Annotated in this window: 20 protein-coding genes; 12 read left to right on the top strand and 8 right to left on the bottom strand. The window is 72.9% G+C overall.

Annotated elements, in window-relative coordinates; all coding sequences use genetic code 11:
- Window positions 1-14 precede the first annotated feature (14 nt).
- Window positions 15-1,280 carry a glycoside hydrolase 5 family protein gene (locus tag IM697_RS32905; protein ID WP_194039730.1) on the top strand — a complete coding sequence of 422 codons (1,266 nt, stop codon included), beginning with the start codon at window positions 15-17 and terminating at the stop codon, window positions 1,278-1,280.
- Window positions 1,281-1,292: 12 nt separating this feature from the next.
- Here the strand turns inward: IM697_RS32905 and IM697_RS32910 are convergent, their stop codons facing one another.
- The gene (locus IM697_RS32910) at window positions 1,293-2,795 is read right to left on the bottom strand and encodes a glycoside hydrolase family 3 protein (RefSeq protein WP_194039731.1); all 1,503 of its coding nucleotides are present in this window, start codon (window positions 2,793-2,795) and stop codon (window positions 1,293-1,295) included.
- 238 nt (window positions 2,796-3,033) lie between these two features.
- Between IM697_RS32910 and IM697_RS32915 the strand changes: the two genes are divergently transcribed.
- Window positions 3,034-4,050: a lysylphosphatidylglycerol synthase transmembrane domain-containing protein gene (locus IM697_RS32915; protein ID WP_194039732.1), complete on the top strand. Its 1,017-nt coding sequence runs from the start codon at window positions 3,034-3,036 to the stop codon at window positions 4,048-4,050.
- Window positions 4,051-4,095: 45 nt separating this feature from the next.
- Here IM697_RS32915 and IM697_RS32920 read toward each other — a convergent pair whose 3' ends face one another.
- From IM697_RS32920 to IM697_RS32940, 5 genes are all read right to left on the bottom strand, one after another.
- On the bottom strand, window positions 4,096-4,842 hold the full coding sequence (locus IM697_RS32920; RefSeq protein ID WP_194039733.1) for a PP2C family protein-serine/threonine phosphatase: 747 nt from the start codon (window positions 4,840-4,842) through the stop codon (window positions 4,096-4,098).
- Window positions 4,843-4,934: 92 nt separating this feature from the next.
- Window positions 4,935-5,342 carry a peptide-methionine (R)-S-oxide reductase MsrB gene (gene msrB, locus IM697_RS32925; RefSeq protein WP_194039734.1) on the bottom strand — a complete coding sequence of 136 codons (408 nt, stop codon included), beginning with the start codon at window positions 5,340-5,342 and terminating at the stop codon, window positions 4,935-4,937.
- Between the two features lie 13 nt (window positions 5,343-5,355).
- Complete coding sequence (gene murC / locus IM697_RS32930) at window positions 5,356-6,744, bottom strand: UDP-N-acetylmuramate--L-alanine ligase (RefSeq protein ID WP_194039735.1); 1,389 nt, start codon at window positions 6,742-6,744, stop codon at window positions 5,356-5,358.
- Between the two features lie 86 nt (window positions 6,745-6,830).
- Window positions 6,831-7,286, bottom strand: a complete 456-nt coding sequence (locus IM697_RS32935; RefSeq protein ID WP_228044275.1) for an indole-3-glycerol phosphate synthase — start codon at window positions 7,284-7,286, stop codon at window positions 6,831-6,833.
- Between the two features lie 162 nt (window positions 7,287-7,448).
- The gene (locus IM697_RS32940; protein ID WP_407699563.1) at window positions 7,449-8,444 is read right to left on the bottom strand and encodes a pyrimidine reductase family protein; all 996 of its coding nucleotides are present in this window, start codon (window positions 8,442-8,444) and stop codon (window positions 7,449-7,451) included.
- Window positions 8,445-8,481: 37 nt separating this feature from the next.
- Here IM697_RS32940 and zapE point away from each other — a divergent pair, with 37 nt between their 5' ends.
- The 9 genes from zapE (at window position 8,482) to IM697_RS32985 (ending at window position 17,484) form a co-directional block, all read left to right on the top strand.
- Window positions 8,482-9,591 (top strand): cell division protein ZapE, encoded by a 1,110-nt coding sequence (gene zapE / locus IM697_RS32945; RefSeq protein WP_194039738.1) that lies wholly within the window; start codon window positions 8,482-8,484, stop codon window positions 9,589-9,591.
- A 193-nt stretch (window positions 9,592-9,784) separates the two neighbouring features.
- Complete coding sequence (locus tag IM697_RS32950) at window positions 9,785-10,189, top strand: hypothetical protein (RefSeq protein WP_194039739.1); 405 nt, start codon at window positions 9,785-9,787, stop codon at window positions 10,187-10,189.
- A 75-nt stretch (window positions 10,190-10,264) separates the two neighbouring features.
- Entirely contained in the window at window positions 10,265-10,843 is a 579-nt protein-coding gene (locus IM697_RS32955) for a carbonic anhydrase (RefSeq protein WP_194039740.1), read from the top strand.
- A 5-nt stretch (window positions 10,844-10,848) separates the two neighbouring features.
- Window positions 10,849-12,306, top strand: a complete 1,458-nt coding sequence (locus IM697_RS32960) for a SulP family inorganic anion transporter (RefSeq protein WP_194039741.1) — start codon at window positions 10,849-10,851, stop codon at window positions 12,304-12,306.
- Window positions 12,307-12,410: 104 nt separating this feature from the next.
- Complete coding sequence (locus IM697_RS32965) at window positions 12,411-13,325, top strand: slipin family protein (protein ID WP_194039742.1); 915 nt, start codon at window positions 12,411-12,413, stop codon at window positions 13,323-13,325.
- 90 nt (window positions 13,326-13,415) lie between these two features.
- Window positions 13,416-14,804 (top strand): PhoX family protein, encoded by a 1,389-nt coding sequence (locus IM697_RS32970; RefSeq protein WP_194039743.1) that lies wholly within the window; start codon window positions 13,416-13,418, stop codon window positions 14,802-14,804.
- Between the two features lie 63 nt (window positions 14,805-14,867).
- Entirely contained in the window at window positions 14,868-16,307 is a 1,440-nt protein-coding gene (locus tag IM697_RS32975; RefSeq protein WP_194039744.1) for a serine/threonine-protein kinase, read from the top strand.
- Window positions 16,308-16,395: 88 nt separating this feature from the next.
- On the top strand, window positions 16,396-17,250 hold the full coding sequence (locus IM697_RS32980) for a polysaccharide deacetylase family protein (RefSeq protein ID WP_194039745.1): 855 nt from the start codon (window positions 16,396-16,398) through the stop codon (window positions 17,248-17,250).
- 18 nt (window positions 17,251-17,268) lie between these two features.
- Complete coding sequence (locus IM697_RS32985) at window positions 17,269-17,484, top strand: hypothetical protein (protein WP_194039746.1); 216 nt, start codon at window positions 17,269-17,271, stop codon at window positions 17,482-17,484.
- Here the strand turns inward: IM697_RS32985 and IM697_RS32990 are convergent.
- Together IM697_RS32990 and IM697_RS32995 are read right to left on the bottom strand one after the other, a co-directional pair.
- Window positions 17,476-18,147 (bottom strand): ABC transporter, encoded by a 672-nt coding sequence (locus IM697_RS32990; protein ID WP_194039747.1) that lies wholly within the window; start codon window positions 18,145-18,147, stop codon window positions 17,476-17,478. The genes IM697_RS32985 and IM697_RS32990 overlap by 9 nt on opposite strands.
- A complete protein-coding gene (locus IM697_RS32995) occupies window positions 18,144-19,019 on the bottom strand; it encodes an ABC transporter ATP-binding protein (protein ID WP_194039748.1) in 876 nt (291 codons plus the stop codon). Before IM697_RS32995 ends, IM697_RS32990 begins: the two co-directional genes overlap by 4 nt.
- Window positions 19,020-19,063: 44 nt before the next feature.
- Between IM697_RS32995 and IM697_RS33000 the strand changes: the two genes are divergently transcribed.
- Window positions 19,064-19,774, top strand: a complete 711-nt coding sequence (locus IM697_RS33000) for an aminoacyl-tRNA hydrolase (protein WP_194039749.1) — start codon at window positions 19,064-19,066, stop codon at window positions 19,772-19,774.
- Window positions 19,775-19,849: the final 75 nt, after the last annotated feature.

Consider the following 19,849-nt stretch of genomic DNA (forward strand, 5'->3'; position numbering starts at 1 on the left):
GTCGTCCATGGTGGTTGATACATTCGCGACGAACAAGAGCCGAGCCCGAGGAGGATCCCATCCGTACGCTCCGCTTCGGCGTCAACTACACGCCCCGCCACGGCTGGTTCCACTCCTGGCACGACTTCGACCCGGCACGCGCGCGCGGCGACCTCGACGCGATCGCCGCCCTCGGCTTCGACCACGTCCGCGTCTTCCACCTCTGGCCGCTGCTCCAGCCCAACCGCACCCTGATCCGCACCGCCGCCGTCGACCGGCTCGCGCACCTCGTCGACCTGGCCGGCGAGGCAGGACTCGACGTCATGGTGGACGGCGTGCAGGGCCATCTGTCGAGCTTCGACTTCTACCCGGAGTGGACCCGCGGCTGGCACCACCGCAACGTGTTCACCGACCCGGAGGCCATCGAGGCCCAGGCCGCCCTCCTGCGCACCCTCGGCCGCGCCCTGGCCGGCCGCCCCCACCTCCTCGGCCTCCAGCTCGGCAACGAGCTCAACAACCTGGTCGAGCACAACCCGGTGACGGCCGACGAGGTCGACCACTACCTCGACACCCTGCTGGCCGCGGCCCGCGACGGACTCGGCACCGCCGGCGGCCTGGTCACCCACTCCGCCTACGACGCCGCCTGGTACGGCGACGACCACCCCTTCACCCCCGAGGCCTCGGCCCGCAAGGGCGATCTGACGACCGTTCACCCCTGGGTGTTCTCCGCCGACTGCGCCCGTCGCTACGGCCCCCGTTCACCACAGGTCCGGCACCTGGCGGAGTACGGCGTCGAGCTGGCCAAGGCGTACGCCACCGACCCGGCACGCCCGGTCTGGGTCCAGGAGACCGGCGCCCCCGAACCGCACATCCCGGCCGCCGACGCCCCCGACTTCGCGCGCGCCACCGTACGCAACGCGGCCGAGTGCGCGGGGCTGTGGGGCGTGACCTGGTGGTGCTCGCACGACGTGGACCGGTCGCTGGCCGACTTCCCGGAGCTGGAGTACACGCTGGGCCTGTTCGACTCGACGGGCCGCGCGAAGCCGATCGCCGAGGCGCTGGCCGAGACCGTCGCCGACCTGCGCGCACGGCCCCGCTCGCCCGAGCCCCGCGACACCGCCCTGCTCCTGGACTGCACGCCGGGCACCCGGTCGGTGTCGGGTCCCGGCGGCGCCTACTTCGAGGCGTGGACGCGGCTGCGGACGGAAGGGAGCCGACCGGCGGTGGTCCTGGCCGACCGGGCGCAGGACGCGGAGCACTTGGCGGCGCGCGGGATCGAGGAGGTCGTACGGCCGGCCTGAGCGCCGCCCGGCTCAGACGCCGGCCAGCACCTCGGCCACCGCCCGCAGATTGACCCGCCCCCGCCCGTACGAGCACAGCGCGCCGCCCTCCGGCAGCCCCGTGTCCACCCGCACCGCGTCCGGCCGCCGCCCCAGCAGGGCGTCCCGCAGCAGCACCTGCCAGGGGTGCAGCCCGGCGTCGCAGGTGGCCACGACCAGCGGGGCGGCCCCGCAGCGCCGCACGATCCCCTCGACGAGGGCGTCCGGGTCCGCGCACTCCCCCGTCACCGCCGTACCCGTCGCCGTGGGGTCGACCGCCCGCACCTCGGTGAGCAGGTCCTCGCCGCCCCAGTTGAGCGCGGGGTGCGGCGGTGGGAACAGGTCGACGACATGCGCCCCGCGCACGGCGGACGGCACGCCCCGGCCGCGTACGGCGCGGCGAGCGGCTTCGAGCCCGGCGCCGGTGTCCCGGTCGGCGGTGTCCCGGTCGGCGGCGTCCGCGGTGGGGGGCGTCGCATACCGTTCGGCCAGCCGCCGCACCCGCCCGGCCGCCTCCTCGATCCGCTCCTGCGGCAGCACCCCGCTCCGCAGCGCGTCGAGCACGGCGTCCCGGCAGTCGACGGTGACGCTCAGGTCCCCCACGGCGACGATCACCTGATCCGCGCCGGCGGCGAGCGCGATGCGCGCCCCGGCCGCCTCGCCGTACTGCTCGGCGATGGCCTTCATCTCCAGCGCGTCGCTGACCAGGACACCGTCGAAGCCGAGGTCGTGGCGCAGCAGATCCCGCAGGATGCGGCGGCTGAGTGTGGCGGGACGGTTGGGGTCCAGCGCCGGATACACCACATGAGCACTCATCAGCATCGGCACACCCGCGGCGATGGCGGCGCGGAAGGGTTCGAGATCGACGAGGAGTTCGTCGTACGGCCGTGGGTCGATCGCGATGCCGTGGTGACTGTCGGTGACGGTTCCGCCGTGGCCCGGGAAGTGCTTGGCGCAGGACGCGATGGAGCGGGCCTCGGTCGCCGTGATCCAGGCGCGCAGATGGCGGGCGGCGAGCGCGGGGTCGGCGCCGAAGGAGCGGGTGCGCACGATCGGGTTGTCCGGCCGGTGCTGGAGGTCGGCGACGGGGGCGTAGGAGGCGGTGATGCCGAGGCCGGCGAGGTGGGCGGCCAGCGCGTCGGCGCAGCGGGCGGTGAGGTTCGGGTCGTCGACGACGCCGAGGGAGTAGGAGCCGGGGACCTCCGGGGCGCCGGCGGCGACCAGGTGCCCGATGCCGCCGCCCTCGTTGTCGACGGCGACGAGGAGGTCGGGGCGTATCGCGCGCAGCTCGTCCGTGAGACGGCGCACCTGGGCCGCGTCGCGTATGTTGCGCGTGAAGAGGATGACCCCGCCGAGGCCGCGGTCGACGAGCTCCTTGAGCGTGTCCGGCACGCTCGTGGCACCGTCGAAGCCGGCGACGAGGCAGCGGTGGGCGGCTTCGTCCAGGTCGAGCGGGAGTGCGGCCGACCGGGGGGACGTGTGCTCGAAGTGGCTCACCCCGGCAATGCTCTGGCTCGATCAGCCGAAAGTCAACCTCCCGGTGGATGGCTGATTCAGAGGGCGCGATGCCAGCCGTCTCGGCCCGGTCGCGTCGCTCGCCCGCCGACGTGCCTTCGGCTCCCGGACACCACCTCGTCATGCCGACCGGGCACGTTTCCGTCGTCCCCCTCCTGTCCTCGCCCTCTAGCAGTGCGCCCCGCGTCCGCGCGGTGCGACGCGGAAGGACGACCGCGCCGTGTCCTCGCTCCCGCTCAGCGATGTCCCCGGACCACTGTCCACCTGCCCCGCCCCCGCCGCTCCCACCCGCTCCCCCTTCTCCCCGGCCCGCCTCGCCCGTCACGCGCTGACCCTGCTTCCGCTCCTGCTGATCGGCGCGTGGGCGGTGGCCGACTGGCACACCGTGCGCGACGGCGCGGCGCGGCTCGGCTCCGCCGACCCCTGGTGGCTGCTGTCCGGCCTGTTCTTCACCTGCATGGGCTGGGTCGTCGCCGCGCTGGTGCGCCAGGGGGCGCTACCGGACCGGCTTCCGCCGGGCCTGCTGCTCGCGTCGCAGTTCGCGGCCGGCGCCGCCAACCACGTGCTGCCGGCGAGCATCGGCGCCCACGCCGTCACCCTGCGCTTCCTGCAGGGCCAGGGCATCCCGCTGGCCCGGGGCACCGCCTCGCTCGCCCTGTACTCGCTGGTCAAGCCGATCGCGAAGACGGCGGTGCTGCTCGGCTTCCTCATCGCCTTCCCCGAGCTGCTGCACCTGGGCGAGCTGGTCCCGGACCGGCGGACGCTGCTCCTGGTGGCCGCGGGAGTGGTGACGGCTCTCGGGGCGACGGCCGTACTCGTGACGACCGTACGGCCGCTGCGCCGCCCCCTCCTCCGCTTCGTGCGCGCCGCCCTGACCGACGCCCGGATCCTGCACACCCGGCCCAGCCGGGTCCTCGCCCTGTGGGGCGGGGCCGCCGCCACCCCGCTGCTCCAGGCGGGCGTGATCGCCTCGGTCGGCTTCGCGCTCGGCCTGCCGCTGTCCTGGACGCAGGTGACGCTGGCACTCCTCCTCGCCAGCACCGCCGTGGGCGCCGTCCCCGCGCCCGGCGGCATCGGCCCGGTCGACGCGGCCCTGGTGTTCACGATGGTCACCTTCGGCGCCCCGATGGGCCTGGCCGCGGCCACCGTCATCGGCTACCGCGTCCTGACGGTCTGGGTCCCCCTGCTGCCCGGCGCGCTGGTGCTCTCGATCATGGTCCAGCGCAGGATCCTGTGACCGGCGCCGCCAGAGTGACCGGCGCCGCCAGGAGGAGCGCTCCCGCTACTCCTCCCCGAGCCGCACCACCGCCACCGTGATGTTGTCGGGCCCGCCCGCCTCGATCGCGGCCCGCCACAGTTCGAAGGCCGCCCGGCCGTCGTCGTGCTCGCCGAGGATCCCGTCGAGCACGTCCGTGGTCAGCGGGTCCGTCAGGCCGTCCGAGCAGACGACGTAGCGCTCGCCCGGCGTGAGCGGCTCGGTCGTGACATGAGGACTGACCGCGCGGTAGGTGGGCGAGCCGCCCAGGCACTGGGTGACGAGGGTGGTGGCGCGGCCCGGCGGGTGGGGTGGGCTGTCGTCGACGCTGAGCTGGCGCAGTCCCTCGGCGGAGGCGGCGAGGACCTGGCTGTCGCCGACGTTGAACACCAGCAGCGCGTCGGGCTGGACGACGACTCCGGCGATCGTCGTGCCCATCGCGCTGAGCTCACCGGCCTCGTCGCCGCCGGCCGCCTGGTACACGGCCCGGTTGCAGGCGTTCAGCACCTCACGGACGGCGGCCTCGCTGCTCATGGCCGGACCTAGGGTCGCCATCCGGCGGGCGACCAGGGCGCTGGCCACATCGCCGCCGGGATGCCCGCCGAGCCCGTCGGCCACGGCGACGACGAGGGGTGTGCCGAGCGGGAAGACCAGGGTCTGCGGGCTCTCGGTCACGGTGGCGCACAGCGTCCACGGCCCGATGACCAGGCTGTCCTCGTTGCGCTCGCGCAGCAGTCCGGGATGGCTGATCGCGCTCACGGCGACGTACGGCATGAGGCGCCACCGCCTTCCCGTAGCGGACGAACCGCCCGACTACGAGTCTAGGAACACCCGCGCCCCACCCGCCAGCGCGACCGGCCCCCGCGTCAGCCCTCGTCCGGCGTCAGCCGCAGGGCGATGCTGTTGATGCAGTACCGCTGGTCGGTCGGGGTGGGGTACCCCTCGCCCTCGAAGACATGCCCGAGGTGGGACCCGCACCGGGCGCACCGCACCTCGGTCCGCACCATCCCGTGCGAGCGGTCCTCGATCAGCTCCACCGCGTCGGTGTCCTTCGGGTCGAAGAAGGACGGCCAGCCGCAGTGCGACTCGAACTTCGTGGTGGACGTGAACAGTTCGGCGCCGCAGGCGCGGCAGGAGTAGACGCCCGTCGTCTTGGTGTTGGTGTACTCACCGGTGAAGGCGGGCTCCGTGGCGGCCTCGCGCAGCACGGCGTACTCGGCCGGGGTCAGCTCCGCGCGCCACTGCTCGTCCGGCTTTTCGACGTCGTACGACATGAATGCTTGTCCCTCACTTCGACAGGCGGTCCAGGATGAGCGGGCCGAGGTCGGTGACATCGCCCGCGCCCATGGTGAGAACGAGATCACCGGGCTTGGCCATTCCCGCGATGTGCGCGGGGACCGCGGACTTGTCGTGCGCCGCCGTCACCTGGGCGCCGGCCGCCCGGGCCGCGTCGATGATCAGCTCGCTGGTGACGCCGGGGATCGGGTCCTCGCGGGCCGGGTAGATGTCCAGGACCAGCGAGGAGTCCGCGAGGGCGAGGGCCTCGCCCATCTCCTTGCCCAGTTCCTGGGTGCGGGAGAACAGGTGGGGCTGGTAGGCGACCAGGATCCGGGCGTCCCCGGCGGCGGCGCGCATGGCCTCCAGGTCGGCCACCATCTCGGTCGGGTGGTGGGCGTAGGAGTCGATGACCTGGACGCCCGCGACCTCGCCCTTGAGCTGCAGCCGCCGCTTGACGCCGGTGTACGCCGCGAGCGCCGGGGCCAGCTCGTCGGCCGGGACGCCCAGGGCCGCGCCCGCCGCGAGGGCGGCCACCGCGTTGAGGGCGTAGTGGCGGCCCGGGACCGAGACCCCGAAGGTGCGCTCCTGGCCGTCCAGCAGGACGGTGACCTGGCTCTTCAGCCCCTGCGCCAGCACCGACAGCACACGTACGTCGGCGTCCTCCGCCTCGCCGTACGTCACCGTCCGCACGGTCCCGGCCACGCGCCGGGTCAGCTCCCGCGCCCCGTCCTGGTCGGCCGAGATCACCAGGGTCCCGCCGTCGACGACGCGATCGGCGAAGGTCACGAAGGACTCGTAGATCTCGTCCATCGACGCGTAGTTGGCGTGGTGGTCGAGTTCGACGTTCAGGACGATGGCGACCTCGGGCGCGTACTTGTGGAAGCTGCGGTCCGATTCATCCGCCTCGGCGACGAAGATGTCGCCGTCGCCGTGCAGGGCGTTCGAGCCGGGGGCGTCGAGGTCGCCGCCGATGGCGTACGAGGGCTCGAGGCCCAGCTCGGACAGGGAGACCGCCAGCATCGACGTCGTGGTCGTCTTGCCGTGCGTGCCGGCGACGGCGATCGGGCGCAGCCCCGCCATCAGCGAGGCCAGCGCGTCGGCGCGGTGCACCACCGGGACGCCCCGCTCGGCGGCGCGGGCCAGCTCGGGGTTGTCCTGCCGGATCGCCGACGACACCACGACACAGCTGGCGTCGTCGGCGAGGTGCTCCGCCGCGTGCCCGATGTGCACGGTCACGCCGAGGGCCCGCAGCGCCTCGGCGGTCCCGGACTCCTTGGCGTCACTGCCGGCCACCTTGGCCCCACGCTGCGCGAGAATCTTCGCGATCCCCGACATCCCGGCCCCGCCGATGCCGATGAAGTGCGGTCGGTCCATGGCGGTGGGAATGCCGGGTGCCATGCGTGTCTCCCTGTGCGTGCTGGTGCGGCGGACGTTCGACGCCGACCCTAGTACTTTCCGGTACCTTCTTTGACACCGCTGGTCAGCTACGCCTTGCTGTGCGAGAACAGCTTCAGCACCGGCACCCCCACCTTGTGCCGGGCCCGCGACGCCCAGTCCCGGTGGAAGAACTCCTCCACGTAGTGGGGATCGGTCAGCACGATGACCTCGTCCGCGCCGACCTCGTCCACCACGGCCTTCAGCGCGTCCAGCGGATGGTCCTCCAGCAGCCGCCCCTCCGCCTCCGCCCCGGCCGTACGCAGGGCGGTCAGCGACACCTCCAGCGCCCGCTCCCCCGTGCTCAGCGCCTCCTCGCCCTCCGGGGTCTCGCCCTCCCGCACCGCCTCGTCGAGCTCGCCGAGGGCGATGTCGTCGATGGCGCGCAACAGTCTGTCGGCCTGCTCGCCGCGTGGCTGGAGCAGCACCTGGAAGGCGACCTGCTCGTCCCCGTGCAAGGTGGTGACGAACTCCACGTCGGCGGACGTCAGGGCCTTCTCAATCATCAAAACGCTGGTGAACACCGGGCGCCCCTTCTGCGGAAACCATCCTGCCCCGTGACTGCACGGGACTGCGACTTTCAGTGTGCCCGGCGGAAGCTAAACGGAACGGTGGATTCCGCCGTTTTAAGGACTACGGCACACAGAGAACCCATGTCCGAACCAAGGTCACGTCCGCCGGTACCGGCCGAACAGAAAGCCCTCCTCCTCCAGCAGGGACACCAGCTCGAACCGTTTCGGGACCGCCACCGAGGGCCCGCCGGCGATGCGCTGGGCGTCTCCGGCGGTGAGCATCGGGGAGATCGTCAGACAGAGTTCGTCGAGCACTCCGGCGGCCACCAGCTGGCCGAGCAGCCGCGGCCCGCCCTCGGTCAGCAGCCGGGTGTGCCCGAGCTCGGCGAGGGCCTGGACGGCACGGACGGGGTCCACACCGACGCCGTCACCGGCGATCACGACCTGGGCGCCGGCCTTCTCCGCGGCCGCGATCCGGTCCGGGGCCGCGGCGGCGCCGGTCAGGACGAGGGTGGGCACGGAGGGCGAGGTGAACAGTGGCAGGCCGTAGTCCAGGTCCAGGCTCGCGCTGACCACCGCGATGGCGGGCGCGGGTCCCTGCCCGGCGGCCTCGCGCGCCTCGGCGAACTCGGCACGCGCGCGTGCCGGGCGGTACCCCTCCTGCCGTACCGTTTCGGCGCCGACGACCACGACGTCCGCCAGCGCCCGCAGCGTTCCGAAGATCCGCATGTCGGCCGCGGTGGAGATGGGCTGCGAACGCCCGTCGTGCTGGGCGGCCCCGTCCAGGGTGGACACCATGTTCGCCCGCAACCAGGGCTGCGGGCCGCCGGTCCCGGGCTCGGGCTCGGGGTACGCATAGGCGGCGGCAAGCTCGTCGAGGCTCCACTCCCGGTCGACGAGATCCCCACCGGGAACGCCGACGGCCCCACCCCGAGCCCCAGGCCCCGAGGCGACGCCCTCCGAAACCTCCTCGCCACCCCCCTCGGCCGACCCGGCACCAGTACCGGCCAAGCCGCCCGACCGGCCACCCGGCGCCCCGTCGAGCCCACCGGCCGCAAGCCCACCTCCGGCAGCTCCACCCCCGTCCGCCCCGGCCGTACCGCCGGAGGCCCTCGCTGCTGTTTCGTCGGTCACAGGGAACAGGCGTCGCATGTCATGGAGTGTGGCACGGCGCTTACCATGGTGACCCGTGTCGTCCTCCACAGCCGCGTCCAAGCCGAGCGCGATAGCCGAAGCGAGCCCGCTGTCCCTGTGCGCCCGTGAGCCGCACGTCCCGGCGGACCGGCTGGTCGCCGAGATGGTGCCGCCGCCGCGCTTCGACTCGGTCCGCTTCAGCACCTACATCCCGGACCCGAACCAGCCCAGCCAGACCGAGGCGGTCCGCGTCCTGGAGGGCTTCGCGGGCGGGCTCGGCGGGGCGCACGAGAGCGGCGCCGGCAAGAACCGGCGAGGCCTGTTCGGGTTCGGCAGGGCAAGGGCGCCCAAGGCCCCGGCCGGACCCCGCGGCGTCTACCTCGACGGCGGCTACGGCGTCGGCAAGACCCATCTGCTCGCCTCCCTGTGGCACGCCACCCCGGCCGAGCCGTCCCTGAAGGCGTTCGGCACCTTCGTGGAGCTGACCAACCTCGTCGGCGCCCTGGGCTTCCAGCAGACGGTGCGGACGCTCTCCGGTCACCGGCTGCTGTGCATCGACGAGTTCGAGCTGGACGACCCGGGCGACACCGTCCTCGTCTCCACCCTGCTCGGCAAGCTGGTCGACGCGGGCGTCGCGCTCGCCGCCACCTCCAACACGCTGCCCGGCAAGCTCGGCGAGGGCCGCTTCGCGGCGGCCGACTTCCTGCGCGAGATCCAGGGCCTCGCGGCCCACTTCCGCCCGCTGCGCATCGACGGCGAGGACTACCGCCACCGCGGCCTGCCCGAGGCTCCGGCGCCCTACTCCGCCGAACAGGTGACGAAGGCGGCGTACGCCACCGAGGGCGCCTCGCTCGACGACTTCCCGCGGCTGCTGGAGCACCTCGCCCGCGTCCACCCCAGCCGGTACGGCGCGCTGACCGATGACCTGAAGGCCGTGTGCCTCACCGACGTACAGCCGATTCCCGACCAGTCCACCGCCCTGCGGCTCGTGGTGCTCGCCGACCGGCTGTACGACCGTGAGGTCCCGGTCCTGGCCTCCGGGCTGCCCTTCGACCGGCTCTTCAGCGAGGAGATGCTGAAGGGCGGCTACCGCAAGAAGTACTTCCGCGCGATCTCCCGCCTCACCGCCCTGGCGCGCGACGCCAAGGGCCTCGTCACCGCCTGACGCCCTCTAACCGCTGAACTCCCCCTGGTCAAGGGGGAGTTCAAGCCATGCCATGCCTGCATTTCAGGCTCTCTTCAGGTGGAAACGTTAAGTTAACCCTGCAAACAACTTTGCCGGGCTAATGTGTTTCTTGACCAACGGTTGACCAAGCGTTGGCTCGCGCATGAGGAGTGGACTGCCTGGAGGGAGGCGCATGTTCCGAGGTACGACGGCCCGGACCGTGATGTCACTCCTCGCCGCCGTCCTGCTCGCCCTCCAGTTCTTCGCTCCCCGAGCGTCCTTCGCACACGCGCATACGGTCAGTCAGGCAGAGGCCAAGGCCCAGCCCGGAAACAAGCTCTCCGGGAAGGCGCTGCGCGACGAAATTCTCATGTCCCGCCAGTGCACACCGTCGGGCGATGGGGGCCCGACCGATCCGCTGCCCGGCCGGGACCGTTCACGCTTCGCCGACTGCGGGCCCACGGCGCCCGACAGACCGTCGCTCACCCGGGACCCCGCGTCCGCACACCGGCCGGAGATACCCGGGGCCGGGCAGCACCGCACGTCGAGACCCTCGGCGTCGCACACCCCGGCCGCGCTTCAGGTCTTCCGCTGCTGAGAAGCAGAGCAGTCCCCCCACCTGTCATGTAAACCCCGACGCGCCACAGCGGCGCGCCAGGAGGAGTCACCACACATGCAGCCCCTCATCGACAACGCCCGTATGTTCGGACAGCGCCCTGAGGAGTTCGCCAAACTGGCCGAAGGGCAGTCCCCGCAGGTCCTGTTCATCACCTGCTCCGACTCCCGGGTCGTTCCGGCCCTGATCACGGGCGCGCGCCCCGGCGAGCTCTTCGAGCTGCGCACCGCGGGCAACATCGTCCCGCCGTACGCCTCCGAGCACCCCACCAGCGAGGCGGCCACCATCGAGTACGCCGTGGAGGTCCTCGGCGTCAGCGACATCGTGGTCTGCGGCCACTCGCACTGCGGGGCCGTCGGCGCGCTGGTGCGCGGCGACGACCTCGACGCCGTACCGGCCGTGCGCGGCTGGCTCGCGCAGGCCGACCCGCGTCCGACGGGTGCCGTAGAGGACCCGGAGGTCGCCGAGGGCGTCCAGTCCCATGTGCTGACGCAGCTGCTGCGGCTGCGCTCGTACCCGTTCATCGACAAGAAACTGAAGGAGCGTCAACTGACCCTGCACGCCTGGTACTACGAGGTGCACAAGGGCGCGGTGCACGTCCACAGCGCCGAGACCGACGCGTTCGAGGCGCTGTGATCGGCATGATGACCAAGTTCCCTCATCTGCGGCAGGACTTCGCCGCCTCGCTGGTCGTCTTCCTCGTCGCGCTGCCGCTGTGCGTCGGCGTGGCCGTCGCCTCCGGAGTGCCGGCCGAGCTCGGCCTCGTCACCGGCATCGTCGGCGGCGTCGTCACCGGCCTGATGCGCGGCAGCAGCCTTCAGGTCTCCGGGCCCGCCGCCGGTCTGACCGTGCTGGTCTTCGAGGCCGTACGGGAGTTCGGGCTGCCGGTCCTCGGCGTGCTGGTGCTCGCCACCGGCCTGCTCCAGCTGCTCATGGGCGCCCTGAAGCTGGGGCGCTGGTTCCGGGCCATCTCGGTCTCCGTCGTCGAGGGCATGCTGGCCGGTATCGGCCTGGTGCTCATCGCCGGGCAGCTCTACTCGATGGCGGACGCCAAGGCGCCCGCTTCCGGCCTGGCGAAGATAGCCGGGCTGCCGGGGGCGCTCGCGCAGGCCGCCGGGAACACCGAGGCGCTGGCCTCCGTCGCACTGGGCGCCGGCACGATCGCCGTCCTGGTGCTGTGGAAGCAGATGCCGCGCCAGGTGCGCACCGTTCCCGGTCCGCTGGCAGCCGTGGGCCTCGCGACGCTCGTGGCCGCGATGTTCTCGCTGCCGGTCGCCACCGTCGAGGTCAAGGGCCTGCTGGGCGCCGTCCAGCCGCCGTCCCTGAGCGCCTTCGGCGAACTCGCGAACGTGGGTGTGCTCGCCACCATCGTCGCCTTCACGCTCATCGCGTCGGCCGAGTCGCTGTTCAGCGCCGCGGCCGTGGACCGGCTGCACGACGGGCCGCGCACCGAGTACGACAAGGAGCTGATGGCGCAGGGCGCCGGCAACACCGTCTGCGGTGTGCTCGGCGCGCTGCCGATGACCGCGGTCATCGTGCGCAGCTCCGCCAACGTCCAGGCGGGCGCGAAGACCAAGGCGTCCCGTGTCCTGCACGGCGTGTGGCTGCTGCTGTTCGCGGCGCTGCTGCCCGCCACGCTGGCGCTGATCCCGATCCCCGCGCTGGCCGGCATCCTGGTCCACGCCGGCTGCAAGCTGATCCCCTTCCGAGGGATCGTCTCGCTGTGGCGGGGCCACCGGGGCGAGGCGCTGATCCTCGTCGTCACCGCCGTCTCGATCGTCGCGGTGAACATGTTCGAGGGCGTGCTGATCGGTCTGGCCCTGTCAGTCGCCAAGACCGCCTGGGAGGCCTCGCACGTGAAGCTGGAGGTCATAGACAAGGGCGCCGGACCGATCCAGGCGTACCTGTCGGGCAACGCGACCTTCCTGAGGCTGCCGAAGATCCTCGACAGTCTGGAGGCCCTGCCCCAGGACCGCCCGGTGGAGCTGAACCTGTCCGGGCTGCACCACCTCGACCACGCCTGCCGTACGGCCCTGGAGAACTGGGCCGAGCGGCACAGTTCGGCCGGCACCGAACCGGTGCGGGTCACGGCGTCCTGACCGGCGCATGACCCCTGGTCCGGGGCCGGGCATGGCCCCGGACCAGACGCCGGGCATATCGTTGCAGGAGCAGACCTCAACAGCCGTCGGCGGAGGAGGTCGTCATGCTCGAGGAGCTGCTGGGCGCAGCCGTCGGAGTGGGTGCGGCGGGCCTGGTGTACGTCGCGGCCGCGGCCCGGGTCGTCAAACAGTACGAGCGCGGGGTCGTGCTCCGGCTCGGACGGCTGGTGGGTGAGGTACGGCCACCGGGATTCACGTTGATCGTTCCGATCGTGGACCGGATGCACAAGGTCAACATGCAGATCGTCACGATGCCGGTGCCGGCCCAGGAGGGCATCACCCGCGACAACGTGACCGTGCGCGTGGACGCGGTCGTCTACTTCAAGGTCGTCGACGCGGCGAGCGCGCTCATCAAGGTCGAGGACTACAAGTACGCGGTCTCGCAGATGGCGCAGACGTCGCTGCGCTCGATCATCGGCAAGAGCGATCTGGACGATCTGCTGTCCAACCGCGAGAAGCTCAACCAGGGCCTGGAGCTGATGATCGACAGCCCGGCCGTCGGCTGGGGCGTGCAGGTGGACCGCGTCGAGATCAAGGACGTGTCGCTGCCGGACACGATGAAGCGCTCCATGGCCCGGCAGGCCGAGGCCGACCGCGAGCGGCGGGCCCGGATCATCAACGCGGACGCCGAGCTCCAGGCCTCCAAGAAGCTGGCCGAGGCCGCCCACCAGATGGCCGACGCGCCCTCCGCACTCCAGCTCCGGCTGCTGCAGACGGTGATGGCCGTGGCGGCGGAGAAGAACTCCACCCTGGTGCTGCCGATTCCGGTGGAGCTGCTGCGGTTCCTGGAGCGGGGCGAGGACCACGAGCGACATGTGAAGCGCGCCCCTGAGCCGGCCCCGGGTCACGCCCTGGAGGGCGCCGCCGGCGAGGACGCTCACCCGGCCGTCGAGCCCCGGGCCGAGCGGGAGGTCGAGCGGACCATCGAGGACATCATCGAGGACGCCACCGGGCAGTGACACGTGCTACGCGCGTGGTTCCCGAGGCCCGCACCAGGTGATAGACACGGCGGGGTCACAGTTCCTGTCCGCCAGCAGGAAGGCTGCCCCATGTCCGAGAACACGTCAGCCGACCCCACGACGCGCCGTCAGCTTCTCGCCCGCACGGGCGCGTTGGGTGTCTCGATCGCCTTCGCCGGAAATCTCACCGAGCTGTTCGCCGGCACCGCCGCCGCACAGAACCTGGGCCACTCCGGCTACGGCCCGCTGGTCCGCGACCCGAAGGGCCTGCTCGATCTGCCGAAAGGTTTCCGTTACCGGGTCCTCTCACGCGAGGGCGACGGGCTGCGCTCCGGCGAGGGCCGGGTCCCCTCCAACCACGACGGCATGACGGCGCTGCCCGGCAGACACGGCCGCGTCCACCTGGTCCGCAACCACGAGAACCGCGCCGACGCCCGGATTCCCGTGCCGACCGTCAAGGGGCTCACCTACGACCCGGCCGGCAAGGGCGGCTGTACGGCCCTCACGCTCGACGCCCGCAACCACGTCCTGTCCGAGCGTGTCGCCATCGCCGGTACGGCGGTCAACTGCGCGGGTGGGCCCACCCCGTGGGGCACCTGGCTGACCTGCGAGGAGACCGAGGACAAGGCGGGCACCAACGGCTACACCAAGGACCACGGCTTCATCTTCGAGGTCGATCCCGCCGACCCGCACCGCTCGGGCGCGGTCCCGCTGACCGCGATGGGCCGCTTCCAGCACGAGGCGATCGCGGTCGACCCGCGGCGCGGCATCGTGTACGAGACCGAGGACGCCTTCGACAAGCCCTTCGGCCTGTTCTACCGCTTCCTGCCGCACCGCCCGCGCGGCGGCCTGGGCACCCTGCGCGCGGGCGGCCGCCTGCAGGCGATGCGGGTGCCGGGCGTGCCCGATCTGTCGTCGATCCAGGAGCCGGGCGCGGCCTTCGGCGACATCGAGTGGGTGGACGTACCGGACCCGCTGGCCGCCCGGACCCCCATCCGCCTCCAGGACTTCGGCCGGAAGGGCATCACCCACGCGCAGAAGCTGGAGGGCTGCTACTGGGGCGGCCGCAGCGTCTACTTCGTGTCCTCCTTCGCCCGCAGCGCGGAGGGCTCGGCCGGGGACCACTACGGCCAGATCTGGCGCTACGACCCCGCCGCGCGCCGCCTCACCCTGGTGATCGTCTTCGGCCCCGACACGAACGTCCGGCTGCCCGGCGAGTCCCCCGACAACATCTGTCTCGCCCCCAGCGGCGGCCTCATGGTCTGCGAGGACGGCAACGGCGCCCAGCACGTCTATGGCGTCACGCGGCGCGGCGAGGTGTACGCGATGGCCCGCAACGCCCAGAACCTGGGCACGCCGGAGGAGCCCGAGTGGGGCGAGTTCGCCGGGGTCGCCTTCTCGCCCGACGGAAGGACGATGTACGTCAACTGCTACACGCCGGGGACGACGTTCGCGGTGACGGGACCCTGGCGCCGCTAGCCGGCGGCGGCACGGGCCGCGGCCGGAGGCGGGCGTTCCATCACGTCCTCTAACCTGTGCGGCATGAACGCAGCGGGGGATGTGGTCGACGGCCGTTTCGAGCTGGTGGAGCGGCTCGGCAGCGGAGGGATGGGCACCGTGTGGCGGGCTCGCGACACGGTGCTGCACCGGGAGGTCGCGCTCAAGGCGGTCCGGTCCGACGCGGACACGGTCGGGGTGGTGCGCGAGCGGGTGATGCGGGAGGCGCGGGCGCTGGCCCGGCTCAGCCATCCCCATGTGGTGACGGTCCACCAGATCGTGGACGCCGAGCCGCATCCGTGGATCGTGATGGAGCTGGTGCCGGGGGTCTCCCTCCAACAGCGGCTGGACGACGGCCCGTTGACACCCGTGGCGGCGGCCCGGCTCGGCCGCCAGGTGCTCGCCGCGCTGATGGCCGCGCACGCGGCGGGCATCCAGCACCGGGACGTCAAGCCCGCCAACATCCTGCTGCGCCCCGACGGCAGCGCCGTCCTCACGGACTTCGGCATCGCCGCCCTCCAGGGCACGACGGGCCTCACGGCGACGGGCGAGTTGGTCGGTTCGCCGGAGTACATGGCCCCGGAGCGGATCCGCGGGCACGGTGACGACAGTCCGGCCGCCGACCTCTGGTCGCTGGGCGTGGTCCTGTACCTCTGTGTGGAGGGCGTCAGCCCGCTGCGCCGCCCGACGACGCTGGCCACCCTGGCCGCCGTACTCGACGACCCGCTCCCACCGCCGTCCCGCTCGGGCCCGCTGACGCAGGTGCTGCAGGCCCTGCTGGTGCGGGACCCGGCGGCCCGCCCGGACGCCGCCCGGCTGGACGCGATGCTGGCGCGGGTGGAGACGGGGGCGACTCCGCACTGGGCCGCCCAGCCGACGACGACGGCGGCCGCGCCGCACCCGGTGCCGCCGCCGACCCCCACCCAGCTGGACACTCCGCGCCCCACGACCCCGCAGCAGGTGCGCGGCCGCAAACGCCGCACTCCCCTCGTGGTGGCCGCGACCGCGGTGCTGGCGATCGCCACGGCCACGGCCCTGGTCCTCACCCTGCGGGCCGGTGACACCGGCGGCGACAACAACAGGGCCGCCCCCCTCACCAAGCCCCCGGCCCCTACCAGCGCGACCCCCACACGCACCCCGGGCCGCACCCCGCCCGGCCGCTGGATCGCCCAGCTCCACTCCGAACCGGTCTCCGCCGGCACCGCCAACCGCGACCGCAGGCTGGCCACCATCCGCCGGACCATCCCCGGGGCCAAGTTCCTGCTCAGCGACAACTACGCGTCCCTGCGCGGCGGCTACTGGGTCTTCTACGCCCCCGGCCCCTTCCGCAACGGCCGCGCGGCCCTCACCTTCTGCGCCAAGCACGACCGCACCACGGCGAACTCCTGCCTCGGCCGCTACCTGAGCACGGACCCGACCGAGTCCATCCTCCAGTGCCGCCCACCGGTCTCGGCGCCCACGGGCTACTGCACCCGCAAGGACTGAGAACCCCCGAACCGCCGGGCGGGTGACAAGGACACGGCACACCCACCGGTGTACCGAAATGCCCTTTTGATCACCATATCTTCATATAGTGATCACTCTTGTACGACGCGTCACCACCGTCTGCGCCCTGGCCGCGACCCTCAGCGCGCTCGCCTCCTGCACGGCGCCCGAGGCGACCCGCGCTCCCCTCCCGGCGCCCAGTGCCACGGCCGCCTCCCCCTCTCCCAGGGCTCCGACGCTCGCCCCGGGTCCCGCCGGCACGACGCCCGTCTTCGGGCACGGCCCCCGGAGCGGGGCCAAGGCCGTCGCGCTGACCTTCGACGCCGACATGACCGCCGATCAGGGGCCGCGGGCGGCTCGGGGAGAGCGGTTCGACAACCCGGGGCTCATCGCGGCGCTGCGGGAGTTGAAGGTGCCGGCGACCGTGTTCATGACGGGCCGGTGGGCCGAGGAGTATCCGATCCAGGCCCGGTCCATCGGGCGGGACCCGCTCTTCGAGGTCGCCAACCACTCGTACAGCCACTACGCCTTCACCGACGACTGCTACGGCCTGCCGACCATCGGCGAGGAGCGGATGCGGGCGGACGTGGAGCGGGCGTACGCCGCGTTCCGGAAGGTGGGGGTGCGGGACGCGGTGCCGTACTTCCGGTTTCCGGGCGGGTGCTACGACCGGCGGGCGCTGCGGGCGCTGACCCCGCTCGGGATCACGGCCGTGCAGTGGGACGTGGTGAGCGGGGACGCCTTCGCGACGGACGCCGGCGCGGTCGCCCGGGAGGTGCTGGACGGGGTGCGGCCGGGGTCCGTGGTCGTGCTGCACTCCACGCGCAGTGCCGCTCCGACGACCGAGCGGGTGGTCCGCAGCGTCGTGCCGCAGCTGCGCCGCAAGGGCTTCCGGTTCGTGAAGGTGTCCGAGCTGATCGGGGCCGCGAGCGGGCGGCGGTGAGCGTCCTACGCTGGAGGCATGAGCGAGGACTACTGCACCATCGCCGACACGGCGAAGCCGCCCCGGGCGGACGGTCCGCCGTACGCGATGGGGGTCCCCCCGCTCGAGCGAATTCGAGAGTGGGGGAGCGTGCTGTGCCGGGAGCCGACGGAGTACCCGGAGTCGTACAAGGGGATCACGCTGTGCCCGGTGTGCGAGTGGCAGGAGGCGCAGCGCACCGCCTGTTCAGGGTGATCTGCGCGAGGTGAGCGCGCACGCCACGGCGATCGCCGCCGCCGTGAGCAGGGCCGCGGCCGCCAGGGGCAGCACGGGCAGCGGGACCGTGCCCGAGCGGGAGCCGGTGACCAGGCCGCTGACCGCCGCCTGGGCCGGGGAGCCGGTCACCACCACGGACAGCAGGGCCGCGAGCAGCATCGCCGGGATCGCGCGGCCGGTCGAGCGCAGCAGCGGCCAGGTGGTGAGGGCTCCGACGGCGGTGCCGAGCAGGGCGCAGGCCAGCGTGGCGAGCAGCCCGGCCGCGCCCGCCGGAAGCCGCGGTACGCGCGTCTGGTGGTCCGCGCTCGCCGGGTCGCTGATCAGTGCCACGACGACGGTCGCGACCGTGCCCAGGGCCGCCGCGGTGGCCAGCGCCACCAGTAGCGCGGCGAGGTGCGCCCGCCCGGGGCCGACCGCCGCGGAGACACAACTGCGGGCGGCCGGCGGCTCGTTGGTGACGCAGATCCGCACCAGCCACGCGGCGACGGGCAGCAGGGCCGCGGCCGTGTAGCCGAGCGAGTCGAGGATCGGCTGGCCGCTCTGGACGCCGATCCCGAGGAACGCGACGTACAGGATGAACGGCGGCAGCCAGCGCTGTGAGCGGACGAGCAGGTCGGCCTGGTATCCGAGCAGGGCGGTCATCGGCGGCTCTCGGTGTCGGGGCCGGCGGGCTCCTGGTGCACGCTCACCACGTGCCAGGGCGGCCGGGCGGTCAGCAGGGCGCGCAGGAGGAGGTCCGAATGGGACGCGGGCACGGTGAGGCGGTGGGTGCCCGGCGTGGGTTCCTCGGCCGAGACGACCGCGCGGGTCGCGTCGGCGGGGAGCTGCCCGCCACTGGGCCCCTGGACGACGACGCTCACGCGCGGGCCGGCGGGCTCCTGAGGCGGTTGGTCGGTACGCAGGTCCAGTCCCGCGTTCCGCACGGTGTACGTAGCGTCGGGCGCCCCCGCCAGACGGCGCGGGTCGTGGTCCACGAAGACCACGGCGGTGCCGCCCGCGGTGCGTTCGACGACGGCCCGCTCCAGCTCCGCGCGGGCGTCGGCGTCGAGGCCCGTCCACGCCTCGTCCAGCACCAGCAGCTCCGGTTCGGCGAGGAGCGCCTGGACGACGGCGACCTTCTGGCTGCTGCCCTTCGACAGCTCGGCCATGGGGGTACGGGCGTAGGGGGCGGCGCCGAAGCGGTCGAGCCACTCCAGGGCGGCACGGGTGGCCGCCGGGCGGGAGAGGCCGTGGACCGTGCCGAGGTGGGTCAGGTAGCCGAGGGCGGTGAAGGGAAGGGCGGTGGGGAAGCGTTCGGGGACGTACGCGGTGCGCGGCGCTCCGCTGACGCGGCCCTCCGTGGGGGCGTCTATGCGGGCGAGGAGGCGCAGGAGGGTGGATTTGCCGGTGCCGTTGGGGCCTTCTATGCGAATGAGGGTGCCGGGGGGCACGGTGAGGTGGATGCCGCGTAAGACCCATGGGCCGCGCAGGCCGAAGCGGCGGCCCACGTTGTCCAGACGAAGATCGCGTTGCATAGGGGGCATCTTCTCCTATCCCCCGAGTTGGCAGACTGGACGGTGTGAACAGCGATCCTTCGATTGACAGCCCCTTTCGGTCCGAGCCGGGCGCACGCGACGCCGCGCCGCAGTTCGTGCTCCCGCTCGTCGTGCGTATCGAGCGGGGCGCTCCCCCCGCCCGCACCGACGCCCTGGAGACCTCCGCCCGCGCCGTGCTGGTGATCCTCGGCGACGAACGCTCCGCCGGCGACGGCGAGTGGGCGCAGGCCATGCGCGACTGGCAGGACGCCCGGATCCGCAAGGTGGTGCGGCGGGCCCGCGGGGCCGAGTGGCGGCGGGCCGAGGGGCTGCCGGGGATCACCGTCACCGGGAAGTCGGCCGAGGTGCGGGTCTTCCCGCCCGTGCCGTTGGACGGGTGGCCCAGGGAACTGGCCAAGCTCCAGGTGTCCGGCACCGACCTCGACGACCCCGAGCCGCCCGTGGACGCCGATGCGTCGGCGCCGGTGCTGTGGCTCAACCCCGAACTCGACATGTCGGCCGGCAAGGCCATGGCGCAGACGGGCCACGCGGCACAGCTCGCCTGGTGGGAGCTGTCGGACGAGGAGCGGGCAGCGTGGCGCGACGCGGGGTTTCCACTGTCCGTGCGGACCGCGGAGCCGAGGCGCTGGCGTGAACTGACGAGCGCCGGGCTGCCGTTGGTGCGGGACGCGGGGTTCACGGAGATCGCGCCCGGCTCGTGCACCGTCGTCGCGGACCATCCGGCGCTGCGGTAGGCACGGCCCCGGCTTACCGTGGTGGGCGAGTACGGGATCGTGATCCCGGACGACGCCGTCGTCGACGCCGAGACC

This window comes from Streptomyces ferrugineus (assembly GCF_015160855.1).
Classification (GTDB): Bacteria; Actinomycetota; Actinomycetes; order Streptomycetales; family Streptomycetaceae; genus Streptomyces; species Streptomyces ferrugineus.